Here is a 25,850-nt window from a genome sequence, read left to right as displayed (position 1 = left end):
TTTAATTTAGTTTACTATTGAATTTTACATTGATTTTATTAAAACCTACTTTGCGCTTATAATCGCCAAGGTCTTCTATGTTTTCTTTATAATCTAGAATCTCTATAGATTCCACTTTCTCAATTAGAGTGTGTATTAAAATTTTTAAAATTTGTCTGGCATGAGTAGCGCCCAAACAATTATGAGTTCCGAAACCAAATGCGACATGTGGATTAAGTTTCCTATCGATAACAACTTCATTTGCATTTTCAAAAACCTTAGCATCTCTATTTGCAGAAGCCCAGTTTAGAGAAATTCTAGTATCGGCTTTTACGGCATGTTCACAAACCATAGCATCTTCTGTTGCCACACGTCCCATTTGGGTTAAAGGTGAAAAATAGCGTACTAATTCTTCTATTGCGGTAGTTGTTAATTCGGGCTCTTTACGTAGTCGTTCTAAAGATTCTGGATGTTCTGCGAAATAAGCAATAGAGTTCGTAACCGCATTAATTACGGTATCTCTTCCGCCGGCAAAAGTTAAAATAACAATACCTTTAATTTCTTCTTTTGTTAATTTTTTACCGTTGACTTCTGATGCTAAAAGTTGCGAGTAAAAATCATCGCCCGGGTTTGCACTACTTTTATCAATTTGTTCATCAATATAATCGTACAATACATTTGCTTTACTGGCATCTAAGGAAGTGTCTTCACTTCTAAAAACATGCGTTCCCCAAGAAATCCAAGTTTCGGAAACAGAAAATGGTACGTTAAATAATAGAGTGAGGGCTCTTGATTGTAGTTTTAGGGAAAAATCATGAATAACTTCTGTTTTATCTTGATCTAAAACGTCATCAAACAAGTTGCTGATTTGTTTTTTTAATTCAGCTTCGTAATCTGCTTCTAAAGGGCGTTTAAACCACTGCTCTAATAGTGCTCTATAATCCCCATGCATTGGTGGATCTAGCTCAAAAGGGATCTGGCGTGTGTCGCGAATATTTACTTCTGAAGGAATAACAATGCGTCCAGGTTTTGCACCAGACTGATAGGTTTTCCAATTGTGGGCGCACCGTCTTACATCTTTATGGCCCAATACCATAACAACAGGATCGTTTTGGTCGTCCATTTCGCCAAATCCTTTTTCAAGTCTATCATTTTCAAAAGGATCATTAATTTTACTTTTATCCATGGGTGGTGTATTTCATTTAAAAGTTAGTGCTGGAATGAACAAAAGTGTAAAAAAAGTTTTTACAAGAAAGTATCGTATTTAGCTAAAAAAGTATCTATATTGACATGTTTATTGATGTAATTTAGTATTGGAGTTAATAAGTGTAGTTTTTTTGCATAGAATGTAATTCTGTTAATTTTTAATTTCTTAAATAAAATCCGTTTTGAAAGCACAATTTGAAAAAGTAAGCACACCAATTCATTCTTCTTTTAAAGCTTTTGTTTATGAGGATGTGAATTTTAATGCACCTTGGCATTTTCATCCAGAATTTGAGCTTACGTTTATAGAAAAAGGAGAGGGGATTAGGTATGTAGCAAATAGCGTACAGAAATTTGATGCTGGCGATTTTGTTTTATTCGGAAGTAATTTGCCACATTGTTGGAAGAATACCTTGAATTCTGGATCTAGAGTAAAATCGTTGGTGTTCCAGTGGGATGAAAATTTATTAGGTGCCGATTGGATTTATAAAGATGAATTTTATCACATTAAAAATCTATTAGCAAAATCGGTAAGGGGCATTAAATTTAGTTCACAAGTGGGAGAAACCTATTATAATGAACTTGTTTCAATTTTAAATAAACCTGCGTTTGATAAATTGATGAGTTTCGTACAATTGCTCAATGAACTCGCATTAATCGATGATTATGAATTGCTGTCTTCTGAATATTTTTCGAGTTCCTTAAATATAAAAGCCAACGCGAGAATTGATAAGGTATACGAATACATTCATGCCCATTACGATAAAAAAATAATACTTAACGATGTTGCTTCGTTAGTTTCAATGGGTGATGAAGCCTTTTGTAGGTTTTTTAAAAAATCACTAAATAAATCTTTATTTACGTTTGTTAATGAATATCGAATAAATATTGTGTGTAAACAACTTATAGAGACCAATAAACAGGTGGGCCAAATTGCATACGAATGTGGTTTTGAGAGTTTGCCCTATTTCTATAAACAGTTCCAGAAATTTATGAATTGTTCGCCTTTGCAGTTTCGTAAAAATTATTTGAATCAGTAATTTTTAAGGTGTATCTAGTAATCAATTGTGTTGTAATTTTTGTTTAAATAGTAGTACAACAGAATTTAAGTTTCAGTTTTAATGAATCGCATAAAAAGGATTAGTTATCGATAAAAAGTTGGTAAAAAATTATAAATATCAACCTATGTTTAGTTCTTGTCTAGTGTAATCATGTATTGTTTATCATTAGTATCAATAATTTTGATGGCAGAATTTAAAACTATTGAAATGGTATTAAGAATAAAATTTTTAAGCAATATGATACAATTAAGCGTAATTGCTATGCTATGTTTTTCATTGGTACACTGCGGATCTGATTCCGAATCGGTACAAGAAGATTATAAACCAACAGCAGTTGATGATGAACTTATTGTATTTGAAAACAGTAAAGCAGGAGAGGTAAACCAAATAAATGTATCTGCAAACGATGATATTGGCAAGGATGGTGGCGATGGAGACGATTACAGCTTGTTAACCGATGCAACTCATGGCGAGGTTACAGAAATTAGCGATGGTATTTTTGAATACATTCCTGAGGCAAATTTTAATGGGGAAGACCGTTTTACGTATACTTTAAAGGATAAGGATGGCGATTCAGATACGGCGACTGTTTATGTTACCGTAAATCCAGTAGAAGGACCGACCGCTGAAGATTTTGAAAATATAGATCCTAATTATCCCTCATTTGTTTCTATAAATAACACCACCCCAGAAGGCAAAAAATGGGTAAAAAATGAACAAATGTCTGATGAATTTGAAGTTTGGGACAGCAATAAATGGTTTAAATCGACATGGAATTATGGGGTGCCTGTATTTATGACGACAGCAGGTACAAATTCTGGAGTTGCAGATGGAAATTTATGGATTAAAGCCACGTTAAACGAAAGTAATCCGGAAGATAGATGGTTTCAAACGGCAAGAATTCATTCACGAGAGAAAGCCAATTACCCAATGTATACCGAAGCCCGTATAAAGGCATCATATATTTCTGCCTATAATACGTATTGGTTAAATAATGGGGACTCCTACAATCGTGATGAAATTGATATTATTGAAAACAATGCAAAACCATCATGCGATTGCCAGCCAGATTTTCCACTACAAATGAATTCGCAATATTTCCAGGCCGATTCAAACAAAACGCCGGGAGTTATTAGGGACGAAGATAATTTTAACCAAAGTAACTTATCAGATACTAACCCTAGTAAAAACGTAAAGTGGAATGAAGATTACCATACCTTTGGTGTGTGGTGGAAAGATTCCAAACATATACAGTTTTATTTAGATGGAGAACCTGCGGGGAGTGTTGTTGTAGGACATGATCGTTCTGGAAAGGAATATCCCGATCGTGAGTTTACTAGAGATTTAGAAATTATTTTTGATTTGTGGACTTCTAATGATAATTGGTTAGGAGGGCTTCCTGCAAAATCTGAATTGAATGATAACACTATAAATACCATGAAAGTGGATTGGGTAAGAACCTGGACTTTAGAACAGGAATAATCCACTTACTTTTAAATTGCCACGAATACATTAATTAAATTAATTTTTGTATTCATGGCATATTTTAATTGTATGAGTTCTTATTAATTAATAAGGCTTTATACATAGTTTTCAGGTTTAGAATTCATTGATAAAATCGGTTAAGTTATCATTGCGTTCTAAGCCTAATTTTTTGCGTAAACGGTAACGAGACGTGTGTACACTTTCTACGCTTATCCCTAATATGGATGCCATTTCCTTGCTTGAAAAATTCAATTTTATTAAAGCGCATAACTTTTGGTCGGTCTGGCTTAGTTTTGGGAATTTTTCTGTGATGTTAGCATAAAAACTTTGATTTATATTCGTAAACCGGGCTTCAAATTCTTTCCAATTACTTGCAGTATTCCCTTGAATACTTTTTACCATACGTTTAATAACATTAGTATCAATCTGAGTATCTTGTTTAGATAATTTTGAATTGATTGTTTCTAAAAACTCGTCTTTTTCTATGAGTTGTAGGGCAGATGCCGCCAATTGTTTGTTTTTTAATTCTAAAATATCGTTTTGTCGTTTTCGCTCTATGTCTTGTTGCTTTCTTAAATTTAGTTTTTCAGATTTATGCTTAATCCTTAAGTTTCTAACAAATAAAGCAGCAAAAAGAGATATAAACAATACAACGACTATAAGTAAGACTGTTTTTAAAAGCCATATTTTATCTTCGTGTTCTAATTCTGCTAAACGCTTTTCTTTTAAAAGGGCGTCTTGTTTTTGTTTTTCTACCCTAAAATCGTCCTTAATTTCTAATAAATGTTGGTTGTTTTCGCTACGTCCACCAAAAATATTATTATTCAATTCATTAGCTTTTAACAAGGCTTTATATGCGTCTTTGAATTTATTATTGGCACGGTAAAGTTCGGAAAGGGCTTGATAATTTCGTGGTGCGTAATTACTATGCGTGTGATATTTCTCACCGAATTCTAAAGATTTCTTTAAATACAATTCACTTAAATCAAAATCATTTAAGTCTCGGTATACTTCGCCTAATAAATAATATATCATCGTTAGGTAGGACGGGTCTGATTCCTCGAAATAAGATTCAGAGATTTTAAGCAATTTTAGGCCTTCTGTATAATTACCTTCTTTGCATAAAATATAACCAAGTTCTGAATTAGCAAAATAAGGGGTTTGACTGGTGATTTTTAAATGATAAATATTACTGCTATCTAAGTATTTGCGGGCCAACTCAAATTGATCGTTATCACGATGAAAAACTGCAATAGAAAAATAATCGCTTCTTAAGTTGGTGTTATAGTCTATAGGGTCTACTTTAAGTTTTTTATCAATAGCGATGGCTTTATTAAAGTATTTTAAGGCTTCATTGTCTCGTTTGTAAAAGCTATAAAGCCAACCTAGTTGATTATAAATGCTAGCGATAGATACCGAATCGTTAGATTTGTCTGCTAAAAGTAAAGCGTTCCAATAGCCATCATACGATTTTCCATAATTCACATTATGAGCATATAAAAAGGATAATTCTTTTAAACTGTTAATGGCTGCCAAAGTATCCTGCTCCTGGAGTTGGTAATCTACACTTTTCTGAAAATAAATGGCAGCGCTATCAGGGGATTCATATTTAATAATTTCAGCCTTTCTATAAAAGGAGTCTCGTTTAATAACACTTTGTGCCTTAATTAACTGAAAGGTTGTTAACAGTAGAACAATAAATAGTTTAATTCGTTTCATCGGGTTAAATGAATAAATTGTTAGTTTATTCTGTACTCAACAAGTACAGTGTTTAGTTTGTTTGCGTCTTTTCAAATGTAAATAAAATAAATAGTGATTCTAAGCTTTCTAAGAAGGCTATATATGGGTGATTGTCTAGTTAAAATTCAATTTTGTTAGAAAAAGACTTAATTATTTTAGGTGTAATGAATTGATATTTAGTTTGTTGTATTTATATGGTGTTCTTGTTTTGTCGTGTTTAATTATGTTTAATTTTTATGCCATGTTCAGTTATTGTCTAGTGTGTAATTCGTAAATAATTATGTTATAAATATTAATTTCTTAAAAAATGCGATCATAATCAATGAAATTAATAATAGTTTTAATGGGGTAAATAATGAATATGGCAAGTATTCGAATACGGTTATTTGGTTCAATCTATATGTTTGTCTAGAAATATTTTGACTTTTTGGTTTGTCAATCCCACCGTGATCATGGTGTTACTATTTAATATATATAAGAGTATCGTGTGAAAATTTTAAAATAATTTGGTCACTTCTAATCTTAACTTTTTAAGAAAATCAGTTAAACTAATTTGTGTTTTATGTCAATTTCTTTGATGCTTTAAAATTCACGATCTATAAAATTTTCAGGTTAAGTGTTTTTAAAAGTAAGCGAGAAAACATGCTAAAATCTGTTTATGTTGAGTGTTTTTGTAGTAAAATAAAGGGATAAACTAAAGTTGTACAGTTCTAGTCTAGTACAAAAACTATCTGCTCTGAATTATAAAAGCCATTTTTGTATTCTAATAATTTACTAAATATGAAGAATATATTTTATGTGGTTTTTATTATTTGCGGTCATTTTTTATCGTATTCTCAAAATATGGCTGAATTTAATCGAGAATTGGATTTTAATTTAGATTGGGGTTTTTATTTAAGTAGAACCGATGTTGACTATAATAATATAAGTGCAACGCAGTATAAAAAGGTTAACCTACCGCACGATTGGGTTGTTGAAAACGGGTTTGATGAATCTTTGGGCGACGATGCTAAAGCTACTGGATTTATACCAAGTGCAGGTTACGGTTATTATAAAAAGGAGTTCAATTTAAAAACGGACTCGAACCAATTAACTTATGTTCTTTTTGACGGTGTTTACAATAATTCTGAGGTATATATAAATGGTCACAAATTAGGATTTCATCCTTATGGATATTCACCTTTCTATTACAATTTAACCCCTTATTTAAATTCAAATGGTAAAGCGAATACTATTATCGTAAAAGTAGATCATAGCCGCTATGCCGATAGCCGTTGGTATACAGGGGCAGGAATTTACAGAAATGTAAAATTAGTTACGACCAATAAACTTCATATTCCTATTTGGGGAACTTTTGTTACAACCCCTTCTGTTACGGAAGATTTAGCAAAGGTTCAAATAGATTTGGCGTTTAATAATGAATACAATTCAGATGAAAAAGTCTTTGTTACCACTAAGATTTTTGATGCTAACCAAAATGAAATCGCAAAAACAAGTTCTGAATTAGCTATTAAAGCGCAATCAAAAGCTGAAATCACTCAGGATTTAAATGTGAACCATCCTCAACTTTGGGATGTTAACTCACCATATTTATACAAAGCAGTAACAACCATTAGTAAAAACAATAGGGTTATTGATGTGGTTGAAACCCCATTCGGAATCCGTACGATTAAGTTTGATACCAATAATGGTTTCTTTTTAAATGGTGTAAATATGAAGATTAAGGGGGTGTGTTTGCATCATGATGGCGGACTCGTAGGAGCAGCAGTGCCAAAAGATGTTTGGGAAAGACGCCTTAAAATTCTTAAAGATGGAGGGGTAAATGCTATTAGAATTTCCCATAATCCAGCTTCAAACGAGTTTTTGGATTTGTGTGATGAAATGGGCTTTTTGGTACAAGATGAGTTTTTTGATGAATGGGATAACCCTAAAGATAAACGTTTAAACACCAATGAAAAAAGTGTCGATTACGTTACTCGTGGTTATCAAGAACATTTTCAAGAATGGGCAAAGAAAGATTTAACGGCTATCATGTTAAGTCATCGTAACCACCCTTCAATCTTTCAATGGAGTATTGGTAATGAAATCGAGTGGACCTACCCAAGAAATGCCGATGCAACCGGTTTTTTTGGAAATATGAACTGGAACGGAAATTACTTTTGGGATCAGCCGCCATATTCTCCAGAAAAAATTAAGGAACAGCTAGAAACCCTGCCAAAAGGTAAATACGATATTGGTGAAACGGCTCAAAAATTATCACGCTGGACAAAAGCTTTAGATACGACACGTCCTGTTACAGCAAATTTAATATTACCATCGGTAAGTCATTTGTCTGGATACACCGATGCTTTAGATGTAGTTGGGTATAGTTATCGACGTATTTTATATGATTACGGACACGAAAACTACCCGGATAAACCAATTATGGGAACCGAAAATTTAGCGCAGTACCACGAATGGAAATCCATTATGGAGCGTCCGTTTATTTCTGGAACTTTTCTTTGGACAGGTATCGATTATATGGGAGAAATTAGAGAGCCTTGGCCAGTACGTGTGCAACCTTCTGGCTTGTTAACAACTGCTGGTTTTCCAAAAGGGTCTTATTATATGATGCAATCCTTATGGACCGAAAAGCCAATGATCCATATTGCGACACAAACCATTGAAAAGTCATTAAACAAAATTGATGACAACGGTAACATCGTAGCTAAAAACCCTAATAAATGGAAAAATGCCCTTTGGGAATGGCAAGATGTTAATGACTATTGGAACTATGAAAAAGGGGAAATGATTTCGGTTGAAATCTACTCAAATTGCGATGAAATTGAATTGTTTTTAAATGATAAATCTCTAGGGAAAAAATATTTAAAAGATTTCGAAGATCATATTTATAAGTGGGGCGTGCCTTTTACTTCAGGTACATTGATCGCTAAAGGTTCTAAGGATGGAGTTGTAACAGAATCGAAGCTTATTACAGCCACGAAATCTTCCGAAATCGAATTAATTGCTGATGATTTAACGCTTGAAGCAAATCATTACGATGTATCAAATATTGTGTTACAACTTACGGATAGCAAAGGAAACCCTGTAGCGACAGACGATCGTGAAATTCATTTTGAAATTTCTGGACCTGCCAAATTATTAGGTGTTGATAACGGTTGGAAAAAGAGTGTACAACCTTTTCAGTCTAACAAAAACACTACGCATAACGGTAAAACCTTGGTAGTTATTCAGGCTACAGGAACGCCAGGAACTATTCATGTTAAGACCAAAGGTCACGGATTAAAAACGGAAACGATTTCAATAAAAAGTAAATAAAAATTAAAAAGATATGAAAGCAACACGTTACGAAGGGGATAAAACCTTCAAAGTAATAGAAAAAGAATTGGCAGAACCAGCTGCTGGCGAGGTTAGAATTAAAGTCGCTTATGTTGGTGTTTGTGGAACCGATGTTCATATTTACCACGGTATGATGGACAAACGTGTAAACATTCCTGTAACCATAGGGCATGAAATGTCTGGGGTTATTGATGCCGTTGGCGATGGTGTTTCCGATTATGCCGTTGGCGATAAAGTTGTGGTTCGTCCGTTGGATGATAGAAAAGTAAAAGCTTCCGATAAAGGTTTCAATCACATTTGTGAAGAATTAAAATTTATTGGAATCGATAGTGAAGGGGCAATGCAACAATATTGGAATGTACCAACATTTACCTTACATAAATTAAAAGAAACAACCGATTTAAAATTGGCTGCTTTAATTGAACCTTTATCGGTTGCTACACACGATGTACGCAGAAGTGGTTTAGTAAAAGGTGAAACTGCTGTAGTTCTAGGTGGTGGTCCAATTGGTTTATTAGTGGCTATGGTGGCTAAAGAAGTTGGCGCACAAGTGATCATTTCTGAAGTGAACCCGAAGCGTATTGAAAAAGCAAAAGCTCTTGGTTTTGATGCTGTGAGTCCGATTGATGTGGATTTAGTGGAATACGTAAAAAGTAAAACAGAAAACCGTAGAGCCGATGTGGTTTTTGAAGTGGCTGGCGTGCAACCAGCATTGGACATTATGTGTGAAGTTGCTGGAATTCGCGGTCGTATCGTGATGGTGGCTATTCACGGAGAGAAAAAGCCAGTAGATTTATTTAAATTTTTCTGGAAAGAATTAAGCTTAATTGGCGCTCGTGTTTATGAGAAGGAAGATTACGAAAAATCTATCGAACTTATCACTGCAAACGAATTACCTTTTGAAGATATGATTACCGATGTACAGCCTTTAAGTAATATTCAACAAGTTTTCGAAAACATAGATAGCAATCCTGATGGCTTAAAAGTATTAATGGATTGTCAGTTATAAATTCTAAAAAATAAATAAAAATGAGCATTTTAAATACATTCAGTTTAGAAGGAAAAACAGCTTTAGTTACAGGTTGTAAAAGAGGAATTGGCAAAGCTATGGCTATTGGTTTGGCCGAAGCTGGTGCAAATATTATTGGTGTTTCGGCATCTTTAGAATTATCAGGAAGCGATGTGGCTAAAGAAGTGGAAGCTAGAGGAAAAAAATTCTCGGCATACCAATGTGACTTTTCAGACAGAAAATCGCTTTATAAATTTATTGAAGCTGCTAAAGCCGATCATCCACAAATTGACATTTTAGTAAACAATGCAGGAACTATATTAAGAACGCCTGCTGCAGAACATCCAGATGAGATGTGGGATAAAGTGATTGAGGTAAATCAAAATGCACAATTCATTTTAACTCGTGAAATCGGTAAAGAAATGGTAGCAAGAGGCGCTGGAAAAATCATTTTTACAGCTTCATTATTAACCTTCCAAGGTGGGATTACTGTACCAGGTTATGCGGCTAGTAAAGGTGCCATTGGTCAGTTAACCATGGCTTTTGCTAACGAATGGGCAGGAAAAGGTGTGAATGTAAACGCCATTGCTCCAGGATATATCGCTACAGATAATACTGAAGCTTTAAGAAACGATCCAGCGCGTGCAGAGTCTATTTTATCACGTATTCCAGCAGGACGTTGGGGAAAACCAGAAGATTTTGCTGGTCCAACAGTGTTCCTAGCTTCAGAAGCTGCTAGCTACATGAACGGTTCTATCGTGTTAGTAGACGGCGGTTGGATGGGACGCTAATCTATTCCACAATAAAGTAAAGATGAAAAACACTCTAAACATAATACCTTATAAATTTCCAATTTTAACAGCGTTTATTTTTGGAGTGTTTTCATTTGTATATGGTCAAAATCAGCCTAATATCATATTCATCTTATCGGATGATGCGGGTTATGCCGATTTTGGTTTTCAAGGCAGTAAGGAATTCAAAACCCCAAACTTAGACAAGCTGGCTGAACAAAGCATTCGCTTTACTCAAGCTTACGTATCTGCTGCGGTTTGCGGTCCTTCAAGAGCCGGGATTTTAACCGGGAAATACCAACAACGTTTTGGTTACGAAGAAAACAATGTACCTGGCTATATGAGTGCTTCAGGAACTACAGGCGATGAGATGGGCTTACCGCTTGATCAAAAATTAATTTCAGAATACCTAAAAGAACAAGGTTATAAAACGGCTTTATTCGGAAAATGGCATATGGGCAACGCCGACCGCTTTCATCCAACAAAACGCGGTTTCGATACCTTTTACGGATTTAGAGGCGGTGCGAGAAGTTATTACGAGTTTGATGAGAATAATAAAAGCTCTAGAAAAGAAGATCGCATGGAACGTGGTTTTGGCACTTTTGAAGAGACTAAACAGTATCTAACCGATGCCTTGGCTCATGAAACGGTTCAATTTATTGAAGAAAACAAAGCACAACCATTTTTTGTGTATTTGTCTTTTAATGCGGTGCATACACCTATGGAAGCGCATCCAGACGATTTAAAAAAGTTTCCAAAGTTAAAAGGCAAACGAAAAACTTTAGCAGCCATGACCTTGGCTTTAGATCGTGCCTGCGGAAAAGTATTCGATAAATTAGACGAGCTAGGTTTACGAGACAACACCATCATTGTTTTTACCAATGATAATGGCGGCCCCTCAGATACCAATGCGTCTTTAAATAAACCTTTAGGCGGCACTAAAGCCAATCATTTGGAAGGTGGTATTCGTGTACCCTTTTTAATGGCCTTACCAAATCAACAACAAAAGCATACAACGTACCAATACCCTATTAGCACCTTAGATTTATTCCCTACGTTTTACAATCTAGCAGGAGGAAATGAAAAGCAAATTGCAGGTTTAGATGGTGTTAACCTATTGCCTTTCGTAACAGGGGAAAACAAATCGAGACCACACGAAACATTGTATTGGAAGAAAGAAATTAGAGGTGCCATTAGACACCAGGATTGGAAATTAATTCGCTATCCAGATCGCCCTGCAGAATTGTACAATTTAGCTGAAGATGAATCTGAAGTTAACAATTTAGCGACAACGCATCCAGACATTGTAAACGATTTATATAAGCAATTTTTTGATTGGGAAGTGTCTTTGGAACGCCCACGTTGGATGCTAAAACATCAATATGAAAAAGACGCCATTGAGCGACTAGATAAATACAGAAACTAATAATTAAAACGGTTAATTATGACAAAAATAAAAGACTATCAGTTATTCATTAACGGAGAATGGAGAACATCAACATCAGGAGAAACGATTGATATTGTAAGCCCATCAACTGAAGAAGTTGTTGCTCGCGTACAAAACGGAACTGCCGAAGAAGCTAATGAAGCTTTAGAAGCTGCCGATAAAGCTCAAAAAGAGTGGAAAAAATTACCAGCGCGTCAACGTGCTGAATTATTATATAAATTGGCGGATGAAATAGACGCTAATAACGAATATTTAGCCAATTTATTAACTAAAGAGCAAGGGAAACTTCTAAAGGTAGCCCGTTTTGAGGTGTCTGTTACGGCTTCATTTATTAGATATGCTTGTGAAGGTGCACGTCGTATTGAAGGGGATATCATTCCTTCAGACAACCCAAACGAGCAAATTTGGATTCAAAAAGTACCTCGTGGTGTGGTTGTTGCCATTACCGCTTGGAATTTCCCATTAGCTTTAGCTGGTCGTAAATTAGGTCCTGCTTTAGTGGCAGGAAATACGATTGTTATTAAACCAACTTCCGAAACGCCTTTAGCCACTTTAGAGTTAGGTAATTTAGCTAACAAAGTAGGAATTCCAGCTGGTGTTATCAATATCCTAACCGGCCCAGGTCGTGTTATGGGGAACGCCTTAGTGGAAAATCCAATTACCAAAATGGTAACCATGACAGGATCTACTCCTGTAGGACAGCAAATTGCAAGATTAGCAGCAAATAACTTAACACATGTTCAATTAGAATTGGGTGGAAAAGCACCATTTATCGTGTTTGAAGATGCCGATATCGATGCAGCAGTTGAAGCGGCTTTACATTCGCGTTTTGATAACTGCGGACAAGTATGTACCTGTAACGAACGTATGTATGTGCATGAAGGTATTTACGATGTGTTTATGGAAAAATTCATTGCTAAAGTGAAAACTTTAAAAGTGGGTGACCCGATGCTAGAAGAAACCGATATGGGACCAAAAGTAAACGGTTCAGAATTAAAGCACATGGAGCATTTAGTGGCCGTTTCTATTGAAGAAGGCGCTACAGTAGCTACAGGCGGAAAACGTCCAGAAGGCGCTCAATTTGAAAAAGGTTTCTGGTTCGAACCAACGGTTTTAACCAATGTAACACAGGATATGACGATTGTTCATGAAGAGTCTTTCGGACCTATTTTACCAGTACTTAAATTCTCTTCTTTTGAAGAAGTTATTGGTTACGCAAACGACTGTGAATACGGTTTAGCGGCTATGGTTTTCACTAACGATATGAACACCATTATGAAGTGTAATGATGAGTTAGAATACGGTGAAATCTATGTGAATAGAGGACATGGAGAACAACATCAAGGCTTCCATAACGGATATAAATTATCAGGTTCTGGTGGTGAAGATGGTAAATACGGTTTCGAACAGTATTTAGAAAAGAAAACATTCTACATTAAACATAAAGCTTAATTAAAACGTCAATATAATGATTTTCCCTAATCCGAATAAATTCAAATACCTCCTTTTAGCGGTGTTAAGCATCACTTTTATGCATTGTAAAAGTGATAAAAAACAAGCTGAAATTAAAGCTGAAAAAACCATAACACAACCTAATGTGGTGGTTATTTATTTAGACGATTTAGGGTATGGCGATTTAAGTTGCTATGGTGCAACGGCTTTACAAACACCAAATATAGATAAATTGGCTAACGGTGGTGTACGCTTTACTAATGGTTATGCAACCTCTGCAACGTGTACACCAAGCCGTTATGGCATATTAACAGGGGTGTATCCTTGGCGTAATAAGGATGCTAAAATCCTTCCAGGAACGGCTCCTTTATTAATTTCGACTACTCAGGAAACACTTCCAAAACTTTTTAAATCTAAAGGTTATGAAACGGCCGTTGTAGGGAAATGGCATTTAGGTTTAGGTTCGGGGCACGTCGATTGGAATAAGCACATTTCACCGAGTCCTAACGAAGTAGGATTTGATTATTCATACATCATGGCAGCAACTCAAGACCGCGTGCCAACGGTATATATTGAAAATGGTGATTTGGTTGGATTAGATCCAAACGATCCTATAGAAGTGAATTATAATAAAAACTTTGAAGGGGAGCCAACAGCAATTTCAAACCCTGAAATGCTTAAAATGAAATGGCATCATGGACATAACAACAGCATCGTAAACGGTATTCCTAGAATTGGTTATATGAAAGGTGGTGAAGCAGCCAAGTGGAAAGATATCGATATGGCCGATCACTTTTTAGAGAAGGCGCAGACCTACGTGAAAAACCATAAAGATCAACCTTTTTTCTTGTATTACGCCCTACAGCAACCGCATGTGCCTAGAACGCCTCATCCGCGTTTTGAAGGAAAATCTGGTTTAGGACCTCGTGGCGATGTGATTTTAGAAGCGGATTGGGTTATTGGTGAATTTATAAATACCCTTAAATCTGAAGGACTTTTAGAAAACACTTTAATCGTTTTTTCAAGTGATAATGGCCCTGTTTTAAATGATGGCTATGAAGATGATGCGGTTGAAAAACTAGGAGATCACGATCCAAAAGGTGGCCTTCGTGGCGGAAAATATAGCTTGTTTGAAGCAGGTACACATGTACCATTTATAACCTATTGGGAAGGAAAAATAAAACCACAAGTGTCTGAGACTTTAGTTTGTCAGGTGGATTTAATGGCTTCTTTTGCAACATTAATTGATGGCGACATAAAACCTTCAGATAGCAAAGACATTTTAAATGCATTTTTAGGCGAAAGTCAAAAGGGACGTGAGTCTTTAATATTAGAAGCGAATACTAGAACAGCGTATCGTGAAGGCGATTGGATTATGATTCCGCCATACGAAGGCAAAAGTTATTATGAAGATGTTCAAATTGAAATCGGGATTTCTCCAGAATATCAATTGTATAATCTGAAAACAGATCCTGGTCAGCAACAAAATCTTGCAGAGTCTAACCCAGAACAATTAAAACTGATGGTTGAGCATTTCAACGCAAAACGCGGCAATGCCTATTCAAACATTGAAGATTTAGAATTAAAATAAAATTTATGCGTAAATCTGTCTTCATTTTAAGTCTTTTTATAAGTCTGTTTCAAGCAAATAGCCAACAATCTTTTGTTTGGTTTGATGAAGCTCTTCCTTTTGAAAAAAGGGTAGACGCCTTGCTTGATGCTATGACTTTAGAGGAGAAATGCAGTCAGTTTATGTCAGATTCTCCAGCCATAACACGTTTAGGAATTCCTGAATATAACTGGTGGAATGAAGCATTACATGGGGTTGCTCGAAACGGAAAAGCAACTATTTTTCCTCAAGGGATTGCTATGGGCGCCACGTTTAACCTGGAATTAATTAAAGAAGTTGCTAATGCGATTTCAGATGAAGGACGGGCCAAATTTCAAGTATCAAAATCTATTGGTAATCGTGGTATGTATGCCGGATTAACCTATTGGTCGCCAAACGTGAACATTTTTAGAGATCCGCGTTGGGGTCGCGGACAAGAAACCTATGGTGAAGATCCGTTTTTAACTTCTAAAATAGGCGTAGCCTTTGTTGAAGGTTTACAAGGCGATGACGAGAAGTATTTTAAATCGACCGCTTGTGCCAAACATTTTGCAGTGCATTCGGGACCGGAAGCTTTACGTCATAGTTTTAATGCCGATCCTTCTAAATTAGATTTATATGAAACTTACTTGCCAGCTTTTGAAGCTTTGGTAAAAGAAGGCGATGTGCAAGGAGTTATGGGCGCTTACAACGCTGTTTACGGCGAGCCTTCAACAAGTAGTACGTTTTTATTAGATGAAACTTTGAAGAAAGCTTGGGGTTTCAACGGTTATATTGTTTCCGATTGCGGGGCTTTGGGCGATATTATGAAAGGTCATAAAAAAGCAAAGACTCAGGAAGAAGCAGCTGCTCTTGCTATGTTGGCTGGTGTGAATTTAAACTGCGGATGGGTTTACCAAAAGTTAGCATCTGCCGTAAAAAAAGGACTTATCTCTGAAGACTTGATTGATGAGCGTTTACGAAAATTATTCTTAATCCGTTTTAAACTAGGCTTTTTTGATTCTGATGCTAGTAACCCATACACCAAACTGGGAACAGAAGTGATCAATTCCGCAAAACATAAAAACATTGCTCGTAAAGCGTCTCAACAATCAATCGTTTTATTGAAAAATGAGAACAACGTTTTACCATTAGATAAAAATATAAAATCCCTGTATGTTACAGGATCATTCGCAGCTTCAACCGAAATTTTAATCGCGAATTATTACGGGATGTCTCCAAATATGGTAACCGTTTTAGAAGGTGTTGCCGATAAGGTGTCACTAGGCACTTCCGTAGAATACCGTCTTGGTGTTTTACCTTTTCAAAATAATTTAAACCCTTTAAATTGGGCAGTTCAAGTACCAAAAACCGTTGATGCTACCATTTTAGTTGCTGGAATTTCAAACGAAATTGAAGGCGAAGAAGTCGATGCTATTGCCTCGCAACACAAAGGAGATCGACAAGATTTAAAATTACCACAAAGTCAAATCGACTACATTAAAGATGTCAGTAAAAACAAAAAAGGACCGCTAATTCTTGTTCTAGGCACAGGAAGTCCGGTGTCTTTAGAAGAAGTAGAACCTTATGTAGATGCTATAGTTTTAATGTGGTACCCTGGTGAACAAGGCGGAAACGCGGTTGCCGATGTTATTTTTGGAGATTTATCACCTTCAGGGCATTTACCTATTACATTTCCTAAAAACGAGGAGCAATTACCACCTTTCGATGATTATAGCATGAAAGGACGTACGTATAAATACATGGAAAAAGAACCGATGTATCCTTTTGGTTTTGGATTGAGTTATGGTAAAATTTCATTTGAAGCCGTTTCGCCAAAGTCTAAAACGATTAAAAAAGGGGAAGAGGTTTCATTTTCAGTTAACGTAAAAAATCAAAGTGATATCCATTTAGAAGATGTAGTACAGGTTTATTTAATTCCTGAAGACCACAAAGGCTTTCTTCCAAAATATGCCTTAAAAGCCTTCAAAAGAGTTGCATTGAAACCTAATGTATCACAAGAATTGACATTTACTTTAACCGATAAAGATTTTTATCAAACCGATTTAGAAGGTAAAAAGGCATGGTTTAAAGGACGGTATAAAATTGCGATTTCTAACGCCCTGCCAAGTGAGCGAAGTGCTAAGCTCGGCGCTTCAAAACCGGTTGAATTTGGGATTAAATTACATTAAAAAAGCATATAATTATGAGTACAAAAATAGCAAACATAAAAACTAGATTATTCACCGTGCCTTTACCAGAGGTGATGTCCGACGCTAAACATGGCGATCACTATCATTTTGAATTGGTAACGGTTACCATCACTTTAGAAGATGGTACCGAGGGCACAGGATATACTTACACCGGCGGAAAAGGCGGATTTGCCATTAAGGCCATGGTAGAACACGATTTTACTGAAGCTTTAATTGGTAAAGATGGTACCGATGTAGAGGGGATTTACGATTTCTTAGAGTGGCACATTCACTACGTAGGTCGTGGTGGGATCGCTTCGTTTGCAATATCGGCAGTCGATATTGCCTTATGGGATATTCGTTGTAAAAAAGCAGGACAACCACTTTGGAAAATGGCTGGTGGCGCTGGAAATACTTGTAAAGCCTATTGCGGTGGTATCGATTTAATGTTTCCAATTGAGAAGCTTTTAAGTAATATGAAAGGTTATTTGGAAAGCGGATTTAATGCCGTAAAAATTAAAATCGGACGTGAAAATTTAGAGGAAGATTTAGAGCGTATCAAAGCGGTTCGTGAATATATTGGTCCAGATGTAACCTTTATGGTGGATGCGAATTATTCCATGACCGTAGAGCAAGCTATTAAAGCCATTGAAGGGTTTAAAGACCAAAATATTACGTGGTTTGAAGAGCCTATTATTCCAGATAACTATAAAGGCTACGCCGAGATTGTTGATGCTACTGGATTTCCTTTAGCAATGGGTGAAAATTTACATACCATTCACGAGTTTGAGTATGCTATGGAGCAATCAAAACTATCTTTTGTACAACCCGATGCTTCCAATTGTGGTGGGGTTACAGGATGGTTAGCAGCTGCTAGATTGGCCGATAAACACGGTATTCCAGCTTGTTCGCATGGGATGCAAGAATTACACGTGAGTTTAGTTTCTGCACAACCAAATTCAGGTTGGTTAGAAGTGCATAGTTTCCCGATAGACCAATATACAACCAGACCTTTAGTGGTGGAGAATCACCGTGCCGTAGCACCAGATTATCCAGGTGTTGGTGTTGTTTTCAACTGGGAAAAATTAAGTCCGTACGAACAAAACTAAACCCTACTTATGAAGATATTAAAAACGAATTTCGGGCAATTAAAAGATCAAGATATTGCGTTGTTTACTTTATCAAATGCCAATGGTGTTGAAGTTAAAATAACCAATTACGGCGCGACAATCACTTCTATAAAAGTGCCTGAAGCTAACGGAACCATTGAGACCATAACCTGTGGATTCGATACTTTAGAGAGTTATTTTTCTGAAGCTTATAAAAACAATTCGCCTTATTTTGGAGGCACTGTTGGACGTTATTGCTCACAAATAAAAAATGCTGAGTTTTCCTTAAATGGAAAAACGTTTCAGTTAGCAAAAAACGCAGGCGATAATAATTTACACGGTGGTGTTGAAGGTTTCGATAAAAAAATATGGGAAGCTTCCTTAGTCGATACTAAAGATGCTTCAGCCATTAAAATGACTTTGTTAAGTCAAGATTTAGAAGAAGGGTTTCCTGGTAATGTAAAGGTTTCAGTAATCTTTACACTTAATAACAATAACGAATTAACCATTCAGTACGAAGGAACGCCAGATCAAGACACCCCATTGTCGTTAACCAATCATACCTATTTTAACTTATCTGGGTTTTCAGAAAACATAGAAAATCATACCGCCAAAGTGTTTTCCGATAAACGCTTAGCAACCGATGAAACTGGAGCTGCTACAGGCGAGATTTTAAATGTTGAAGGAGAAGCTGACGATTTAAGAGACGGAAAAGTTATTGGCGATGTGCATAAACAAATGAACGATGGTTTCGAGCATTTCTACATTTTTGATGGCGACGATTCTAAGTTAAAACACACGGCATCAATAACAGATCGAAATACAAAAAGACGTTTAGATGTGTACACCACCGAGCCTTGTATGTTACTGTATACGGGTAAATACACATCAGACGACTTGCAACGTGAAAACGGTCAGAAATTTGGAAAATACCGCGGATTTTGTTGCGAAACTCACCGCTATCCAAACGGACCAAACATTGATGGGTCTCCAAAGTCTGTAACCAAGGCTGGCGACACCTTTAAAAGTACCACCATTTTTAAATTTGGTTGGTAGAAACATGAACCAATTAAACCATTAACTTAATAAATTAAACTATGGGAATATTATTAGCGATTACCGCGGGCATTATGCTCGGCTTTTGGGCCATGCCCGAAAAATACATAAAAAACTATGCCTTCGAAAATGCATGGGGTTTATGTTACTTATTTATGTTATGGGTGATACCATTTGTGGTAGCCTTTTCTATGATTAATAACTTTAGTCAAGTGCTAACCGATGTTGGAGCTCCAGTACTCCTAAAAATGTTAATTCCAGGATTCTTATGGGGTGTAGGTATGATGCTTTGGGGAAAGGCCATCAACTATATCGGGATGTCTTTAGGATTCTCTATTTTTATTGGTACCATAATCGTTGTGGGCTCTTTATTACCTTGGGGTTTATCTGGATTACCACAATTAGAAGAAGGCGGGTTAGATAAGGGAAAAATTATTACCATTTTAATAGGAATTTCTATTATTTTGGTAGGAATTATTTTTAACGGTCGAGCAGGTATTTTACGTTCTGTGGCTGAAAAAACAGAAGATAATAAGGCCGAAGGCAATATGCTAACAGGAATAATTATTGCTGTTGTAGGCGGTATTTTATGTACAGGATTTAATGTGGCTTTAGAAATTACTCATGATGGAGAAGTTGCAAAAAACATTATAGGAAATACTGTTGTAGCTCATGAAAACGAACCTTGGTTATCTTCGGTGGCTTCTATGTTTATTGTGTATGTTTCTGGTGGTGTATTTGTAGTGCCATATTTCATAATTATGTTGTCTAAAAGGAAATTATGGAGCAGTTTTAAGGTGCCTGAAGCAGGTAAAAATATTTCGATGGCGGGTATCATGGCAGCTTTAAATTTTGCTGCTTCTATAGTGTTTGCGTATTCTTCTTTTGTTTTAGGTCATGAAGGTGGCTCTATAGGATACGCTATTTTTAATACGTTATCTGTAGTAACAGCAGTGACTGCAGGTGTTCTTACAAAAGAATGGGTTGCTGCACCGAAAACGGCTAAAACGTCATTATATATTGGTTTGGCAGCAATGATTACAGGTGTTTTGGTAATAGCTTTTTTATAATTAATAATTTAAAATATTTACAACATGAAATATAAATTAAGTGTAACGGTACTCATGGTACTATTATTTATGACGAGTTCTTGTCAGAAAAACTCTGAAACTATGAAAAAGGAAAATACTTCTGAGGAGCCTAAAGCGCCTACCGCAGAACAAATTGATTTTTTAGGAATAACCGATGTCAACCATTTAAGCGCAGCATCAAAAAGAGCCTTACAATGGCCAACCGATTTAGGGAATGACTGGTTTATAGAGTTTTCACAACTTCAACCTTTAAAAGGAGATTTGGCGTATGAAGAAGGTGTTGTACGTCGTGACCCAAGTGCAATGATTAAGCACGACGGGAAATATTATGTTTGGTATTCAAAATCTACAGGAAAAACCGATGGTTTTGCTGGCGATATTGAAAATGATAAGGTATTCCCGTGGGATCGTTGCGATATTTGGTATGCCACTTCAGAAGATGGTTGGACATGGAAAGAAGAAGGCATGGCTGTGCCTAGAGGAGAGAAAGGAAGTTATGATGATCGTTCGGTGTTTACTGTGGAAATTATGGAACATGAAGGCATGTACTATTTATGTTACCAGACTGTGAAATCACCTTATAATGTTCGTGTTAAAAATCAAGTAGGTTTAGCATGGTCGAATTCGCCAGATGGGCCTTGGACAAAAAGTGAAGAACCAATTTTAAGTCCAGCAGATAATGGGGTTTGGAAAGGAACTGAACAAAACAGATTCTTAGTAGAGAAAAAAGGAGATTTCGATAGCCATAAAGTACACGATCCTTGCATTATTCCTTATAAAGGGAAATTCTACTTGTATTATAAAGGTGAACAAATGGGTGAAGCGATTACTTTTGGTGGACGTCAAATTCGTCATGGTGTAGCTATTGCCGATAATCCTAAAGGGCCTTATGTAAAATCGCCGTATAACCCAATTAGTAATAGCGGACATGAAATTTGTGTATGGCCGTATAATGGCGGGATTGCATCGTTAATAACTACTGATGGTCCAGAGAAAAATACCATACAATGGGCGGAAGACGGTATAAACTTCGAAATTATGTCGGTGATTCCAGGAGTGAATGCCCACGCCATTGGTTTAAATAGAACTGCAGATGTAGAAAAAGAACCAACCGAAATTTTACGTTGGGGCTTGTCTCATATTTATAACTCTTACGATTATCAAAGCATTATGCGTTTTGAGTCGCATAGAAAAACAACTCACGTAGCTAAAGGAGAGAGTAGTAGTAAATAGATATAAAATACACCCGATTAAAAAAGCCTTCTAATTCATTTTAGAAGGCTTTTTTTGTAATTAAAAACACTAATAATGTGTTTTTTAGTTCATTAGAATTTAGTTTCTTTTAAACCAATCTTAGATAAGTTTACTAGTTAAAATACCATCTATTCGTTATTAAAGTGGGTACTTAAATATTTAGAAAATTAAATAAGAGAGACATTACAATAATCAAATTAGGCCTCGTTCTAAACTATTGGAAGTCATTATAAGTAGCCAAATCAATACAATTCCAGTCTTACTATGAGTTAAAAACAAGTCCATCAATAGTAAATATCCTATTATAAATCGCTTTAAATTATAATTTTAAATCCATTTGTTTACTAAATAACTTACGGCACTTTTGTAATGCTTAAGTGAGATAAAGTTGAGAAGTATACTATACAAATAAAAATGTTGATGATAATTTTTAAAGCAGAAATCAATAAAATAGCGGAGCTAAATGATCTGGACAACCTTAAGTTTAATTCTTAAATTTAAAAAAAAAAAAAAATTACAAATTTCATTGTTCTTCCAGTAAGTTTTTAAAGTATTAAATTATGAGATTTTGATATATCAATAATAATATGGGTTTTAAATTATTGATACTATTAAATATTTGTTATTTTTTCATTCGAAATAATGAAAAATCAAATTTATGGCGTATAAAAAGTGTCGAAATAGTCTTAGTTTTTTGAAATTTGAATCACAATTTCAAAATTTTAAATAGATTTTCACTCAATAAAACTGTACAAACTAGATCTAATTTAGGTTGTAACTTGTTGTTTTTCAGTGTTTATGGTCTTTGTCTAGTTTAAGTCTAGTATGAATTTAATGTGTCGCGTTGATGTATTTGTAAATTAGCATCAGTTGGCTTGAGTAATTGATAATAAATCGGTCATGTAATTATCAAATAAACAAAAACTGGTCTATCAATTTATCAAGTAAGCACTAACAAACTAAACACATAAATATGAAACAAAAACTAAAACTATGGAGGAACAAGTTTATACTCGTTTGTTCTTTCTTGCTATTAACTATGACTAATGCATATGCTCAAAGCAGCATTAGTGGAAAAGTATTAGACGAAAATGGCATTCCGCTACCGGGTGTTGCCATATTAATTAAGGGTACAAATAATGGAACGGTTACAGACTTCGATGGCCTTTATACTTTAAACGCTAATTCTGGGAATGTTCTTGTATATTCATATTTAGGATACAAAACAAAAGAGGTAACATTTAATACTCAAACCGTTTTAAATGTTAGTTTAGAACCAGATGCCCAAGGTCTTGATGAAGTTGTAGTAGTTGGTTATGGTACACAAAAGAAAAAGGAAGTTACAGGAGCTGTAGCGGTGGTAACTTCAGAAACTATTACGAGAGCACCTGTTGCCGATTTAGGAGAATCCATTCAAGGTCAAGTTGCAGGGGTTAATGTACAATCTAGTAGTGGTAGACCAGGAGAAGCCGCTAATATTCAAATTAGAGGTTTAGGATCTGTGAGTTCTGGTGCTCTAGGGCCTCTATATGTAGTAGATGGTATTCCATTTCAAGGCGATCCAAATATTCCAACCGAGCAAATTGAAAAAGTAGATATTCTTAAAGATGGTGCAGCTGCCGCGGTATACGGTACAAGAGCATCTAATGGTGTTATTTTAATAACCACTAAAAAAGGATCTACTGGAAATTTAACCGTAGATTTTAGTACCTATGGAGGTGTGCAAAATATTACATCGGGTACACCATTAATGAATACGCAACAACAAATGTATGCTGAAAAGGTAAAACTAGAAGCGTTAGGGAGAGATCCTTTAATCTTTTTCTTTAATCCAGACGCTTTAGATTATGACAGTGATTTTGTTGGCGATGTTCAGAATAACAATGCTGGGATTCAAAATTATAATTTAGGTATTTCTGGAGGAACAGAAAATGTAACCTTGAATTTTAGTGCCAATTACTTTAATCAGGATGGAATCTTAATTAATTCTGGTTTCGATCGTTTAAGCACGCGTTTAAACGGACAATTCAAAAAAGGAAAATTTAGAGCCTTTGCAAGTGTAGCACTGCAACAAGAAAATAGAGAACAAGAACCTTGGGCATTGTATGAATATGCTATCGCTCAGACTCCTTGGCAACCAGCACTTAGCCAAATTCAAGGTACAGGTGCAGATAACTCGGTTACAATTCCTGTAAGAAATGCAATTCAATACAGTTACCTATCTAGTCAGTTACAAAATGACGATGATCGCGTGGTTAATAGTTCGAACTTAGCAGTTAATTTAGAATATGAATTTATTGAAGGATTAAGTTATCAATTAAACATTGGTCGTAACACTTACGATTATAGAAGAAAATTCTTTAGACCCCAATATTTAGTTTACGATTATCAGGGAGACTTTAACCCAACAGCTTCTAGAGAAGATGCTCAATTAAATGAAGATTTTCTTTTCACAGAACGTCGTGTTTTAGAAAACTTATTTAAGTACAACAAAAGTTTCGGTAAGCATAACTTAAACTTATTAGGGGTTTTATCGTTCGAAAAATATACTTCGAAACAAGTAAGTACCGGTGTTATTGGGTTGTTAAGTAATGATACGCCGGTGTTAGGAGCAGGAAATGAAGCCTTGAAACCTAGTAGTTATGATTTAGTAAATACACTAACTGGAAAATTATTTAGAGTACAATATAACTATGACGAGCGGTATTTATTCTCTGCAAGTTACAGACGTGATGGATCTTCAAATTTTAGTGAAAGTAATCGTTATGGTGATTTCTTAGGATTTTCTGCAGGTTGGAATATTAGTGAAGAATCTTTCTTTAATGTCGATGCCATTAACAGTTTAAAACTAAGAGCGAGTTGGGCTGAAGTTGGAAACCAAAACATTCCAGCATATTCATTTACAGCGCAAATAGAAAGTGGGGTAAACTATCCGTTTGGTCCTAATGAAGAAATAAGTAACGGTGCTATTCAAAGACGGTATTCCGATCCTAATATTAAATGGGAAACCAGTATTTCTAAAAACATTGGTCTTGATTTAGGGATGTTTAATAATCGCTTAAACTTTACCGCAGATTTTTATCAGACAGATAAAGAGGATATGTTAATTCAAGAACGTTTACCTGCATCTTCTGGAACTTATCACCCAAGAGCCTTAGGTACCTACGATGTACGTGTTACAAACGCGGGGAATATGGTGAATAAAGGTATGGAATTAGCCTTGTCTTATAGAGGTGAAACTTCGGGAGGTTTAAAATATAACTTGGCGGGTACCTTTACTAAAAATGTGAACGAAGTAACCGATCTTAATGGTGTAGAGCGTGGCTATGGAAATGGTAGACCTGTAGTGTCTTTAGGAGAAAACGTTGATTATACTACGTTCTTAGCTGAAGGTTACGAAGCTGGTGCATTTTTCTTAGTACAGCATGCAGGTATTATTAAAACACAAGAAGAATTAGACGAATACAGAAAAATTGAAGCGAGTTCTCAAATGGGAGATATGATGTATATCGATCAAAACAACGATGGTAAAATAGATGAAAACGACCGTGTATATTCCGGATCTGGACAAGCCGATTTTGAAGCAGGTTTTAATTTAAATCTAGATTATAAAGGATTCGATTTTTACGTACAAACGTATTATTCTCAAGGTGCCAAAATTTATAATGGAGCACGTTTATACGCCTATACTCAAGGTCGTCATAATGAGCAATACTATATGTGGTCGCCACAAAATGCAAATTCAGATGTTCCAACATTTAGAGAAAATGCATTTGATAATAGTATTAGAGCGCGTTCAGACTATTTCTTAGAAGACGGTTCTTATTTAAGAATCCGAAATATAACCTTCGGATATACCATTCCAACGCTAGATACCAAAGTCATTAGTAACGCTAGAATTTATTTTACAGCAATGAATCCATTTACATTTACCAATTATAATGGATACGATCCAGAAGTAGGAGGAGATGGAATATTCACACGTGGTGTTGACCGTGGAAACTATCCGGTATCACGTAGATTTATTATCGGAATGCAATTAAAATTCTAATGT

16 protein-coding genes are annotated in these 25,850 nt (G+C 35.6%); 14 read left to right on the top strand and 2 right to left on the bottom strand.

Going from position 1 to position 25,850, the window contains the following annotated elements; translation table 11 throughout:
• Position 1: 1 nt before the first annotated feature.
• Positions 2–1,165 (bottom strand): cytochrome P450, encoded by a 1,164-nt coding sequence (locus A9D35_RS03125; RefSeq protein ID WP_066218896.1) that lies wholly within the window; start codon positions 1,163–1,165, stop codon positions 2–4.
• 202 nt (positions 1,166–1,367) lie between these two features.
• Here A9D35_RS03125 and A9D35_RS03120 point away from each other — a divergent pair, with 202 nt between their 5' ends.
• Both A9D35_RS03120 and A9D35_RS03115 read left to right on the top strand, forming a co-directional pair.
• Positions 1,368–2,222 (top strand): AraC family transcriptional regulator, encoded by an 855-nt coding sequence (locus tag A9D35_RS03120; RefSeq protein WP_066218893.1) that lies wholly within the window; start codon positions 1,368–1,370, stop codon positions 2,220–2,222.
• A gap of 258 nt (positions 2,223–2,480) precedes the next feature.
• The gene (locus tag A9D35_RS03115; RefSeq protein WP_141675458.1) at positions 2,481–3,725 is read left to right on the top strand and encodes an Ig-like domain-containing protein; all 1,245 of its coding nucleotides are present in this window, start codon (positions 2,481–2,483) and stop codon (positions 3,723–3,725) included.
• A 117-nt stretch (positions 3,726–3,842) separates the two neighbouring features.
• Here the strand turns inward: A9D35_RS03115 and A9D35_RS03110 are convergent, their stop codons facing one another.
• Positions 3,843–5,447, bottom strand: a complete 1,605-nt coding sequence (locus A9D35_RS03110; protein ID WP_066218888.1) for a tetratricopeptide repeat protein — start codon at positions 5,445–5,447, stop codon at positions 3,843–3,845.
• A gap of 801 nt (positions 5,448–6,248) precedes the next feature.
• On the opposite strand from A9D35_RS03110, the gene A9D35_RS03105 reads away from it, so the two are divergent.
• From A9D35_RS03105 to A9D35_RS03050, 12 genes are all read left to right on the top strand, one after another.
• Positions 6,249–8,786, top strand: coding sequence for a glycoside hydrolase family 2 TIM barrel-domain containing protein (locus A9D35_RS03105; protein ID WP_066218884.1), 2,538 nt, complete (start codon positions 6,249–6,251; stop codon positions 8,784–8,786).
• Positions 8,787–8,799: 13 nt separating this feature from the next.
• Positions 8,800–9,816, top strand: a complete 1,017-nt coding sequence (locus A9D35_RS03100) for a zinc-dependent alcohol dehydrogenase (RefSeq protein WP_066218881.1) — start codon at positions 8,800–8,802, stop codon at positions 9,814–9,816.
• Positions 9,817–9,842: 26 nt separating this feature from the next.
• Positions 9,843–10,607: an SDR family NAD(P)-dependent oxidoreductase gene (locus A9D35_RS03095; protein ID WP_174545283.1), complete on the top strand. Its 765-nt coding sequence runs from the start codon at positions 9,843–9,845 to the stop codon at positions 10,605–10,607.
• 22 nt (positions 10,608–10,629) lie between these two features.
• The gene (locus A9D35_RS03090; RefSeq protein ID WP_066218876.1) at positions 10,630–12,033 is read left to right on the top strand and encodes a sulfatase; all 1,404 of its coding nucleotides are present in this window, start codon (positions 10,630–10,632) and stop codon (positions 12,031–12,033) included.
• A gap of 18 nt (positions 12,034–12,051) precedes the next feature.
• Positions 12,052–13,506, top strand: a complete 1,455-nt coding sequence (gene aldA, locus A9D35_RS03085; protein ID WP_066218873.1) for an aldehyde dehydrogenase — start codon at positions 12,052–12,054, stop codon at positions 13,504–13,506.
• Between the two features lie 79 nt (positions 13,507–13,585).
• Positions 13,586–15,097: a sulfatase family protein gene (locus A9D35_RS03080; RefSeq protein ID WP_235817838.1), complete on the top strand. Its 1,512-nt coding sequence runs from the start codon at positions 13,586–13,588 to the stop codon at positions 15,095–15,097.
• 5 nt (positions 15,098–15,102) lie between these two features.
• Positions 15,103–17,286 carry a glycoside hydrolase family 3 C-terminal domain-containing protein gene (locus A9D35_RS03075; RefSeq protein WP_066218869.1) on the top strand — a complete coding sequence of 728 codons (2,184 nt, stop codon included), beginning with the start codon at positions 15,103–15,105 and terminating at the stop codon, positions 17,284–17,286.
• Between the two features lie 14 nt (positions 17,287–17,300).
• Positions 17,301–18,395 (top strand): mandelate racemase/muconate lactonizing enzyme family protein, encoded by a 1,095-nt coding sequence (locus A9D35_RS03070; protein WP_066218867.1) that lies wholly within the window; start codon positions 17,301–17,303, stop codon positions 18,393–18,395.
• 9 nt (positions 18,396–18,404) lie between these two features.
• The gene (locus A9D35_RS03065; RefSeq protein WP_066218864.1) at positions 18,405–19,451 is read left to right on the top strand and encodes an aldose epimerase family protein; all 1,047 of its coding nucleotides are present in this window, start codon (positions 18,405–18,407) and stop codon (positions 19,449–19,451) included.
• 41 nt (positions 19,452–19,492) lie between these two features.
• Positions 19,493–20,521 carry an L-rhamnose/proton symporter RhaT gene (locus A9D35_RS03060; protein ID WP_066218860.1) on the top strand — a complete coding sequence of 343 codons (1,029 nt, stop codon included), beginning with the start codon at positions 19,493–19,495 and terminating at the stop codon, positions 20,519–20,521.
• A gap of 102 nt (positions 20,522–20,623) precedes the next feature.
• Positions 20,624–21,775: a glycoside hydrolase family 117 protein gene (locus tag A9D35_RS03055; protein ID WP_235817930.1), complete on the top strand. Its 1,152-nt coding sequence runs from the start codon at positions 20,624–20,626 to the stop codon at positions 21,773–21,775.
• A 994-nt stretch (positions 21,776–22,769) separates the two neighbouring features.
• Positions 22,770–25,847, top strand: a complete 3,078-nt coding sequence (locus A9D35_RS03050) for a SusC/RagA family TonB-linked outer membrane protein (RefSeq protein WP_066218854.1) — start codon at positions 22,770–22,772, stop codon at positions 25,845–25,847.
• Positions 25,848–25,850: the final 3 nt, after the last annotated feature.

The sequence above is a fragment of the Formosa haliotis genome, from assembly GCF_001685485.1.
GTDB lineage: Bacteria > Bacteroidota > Bacteroidia > Flavobacteriales > Flavobacteriaceae > Formosa > Formosa haliotis.
Note: the sequence above shows the minus strand (reverse complement) of the source record. Positions and strands in the feature narration are given on the sequence as shown.

Excerpts from the sequence above, each read along its gene's own strand:
- A9D35_RS03050 (WP_066218854.1), top strand. The coding sequence starts at position 22,770 with ATGAAACAAAAACTAAAACTATGGAGGAACAAGTTTATACTCGTTTGT.
- A9D35_RS03065 (WP_066218864.1), top strand. The coding sequence starts at position 18,405 with ATGAAGATATTAAAAACGAATTTCGGGCAATTAAAAGATCAAGATATT.
- A9D35_RS03080 (WP_235817838.1), top strand. The coding sequence starts at position 13,586 with ATGCATTGTAAAAGTGATAAAAAACAAGCTGAAATTAAAGCTGAAAAA.
- A9D35_RS03055 (WP_235817930.1), top strand. The coding sequence starts at position 20,624 with ATGAAAAAGGAAAATACTTCTGAGGAGCCTAAAGCGCCTACCGCAGAA.
- A9D35_RS03110 (WP_066218888.1), bottom strand. The coding sequence starts at position 5,447 with ATGAAACGAATTAAACTATTTATTGTTCTACTGTTAACAACCTTTCAG.
- A9D35_RS03115 (WP_141675458.1), top strand. The coding sequence starts at position 2,481 with ATGATACAATTAAGCGTAATTGCTATGCTATGTTTTTCATTGGTACAC.
- A9D35_RS03100 (WP_066218881.1), top strand. The coding sequence starts at position 8,800 with ATGAAAGCAACACGTTACGAAGGGGATAAAACCTTCAAAGTAATAGAA.
- aldA (WP_066218873.1), top strand. The coding sequence starts at position 12,052 with ATGACAAAAATAAAAGACTATCAGTTATTCATTAACGGAGAATGGAGA.
- A9D35_RS03105 (WP_066218884.1), top strand. The coding sequence starts at position 6,249 with ATGAAGAATATATTTTATGTGGTTTTTATTATTTGCGGTCATTTTTTA.
- A9D35_RS03090 (WP_066218876.1), top strand. The coding sequence starts at position 10,630 with ATGAAAAACACTCTAAACATAATACCTTATAAATTTCCAATTTTAACA.
- A9D35_RS03075 (WP_066218869.1), top strand. The coding sequence starts at position 15,103 with ATGCGTAAATCTGTCTTCATTTTAAGTCTTTTTATAAGTCTGTTTCAA.
- A9D35_RS03125 (WP_066218896.1), bottom strand. The coding sequence starts at position 1,165 with ATGGATAAAAGTAAAATTAATGATCCTTTTGAAAATGATAGACTTGAA.
- A9D35_RS03070 (WP_066218867.1), top strand. The coding sequence starts at position 17,301 with ATGAGTACAAAAATAGCAAACATAAAAACTAGATTATTCACCGTGCCT.
- A9D35_RS03060 (WP_066218860.1), top strand. The coding sequence starts at position 19,493 with ATGGGAATATTATTAGCGATTACCGCGGGCATTATGCTCGGCTTTTGG.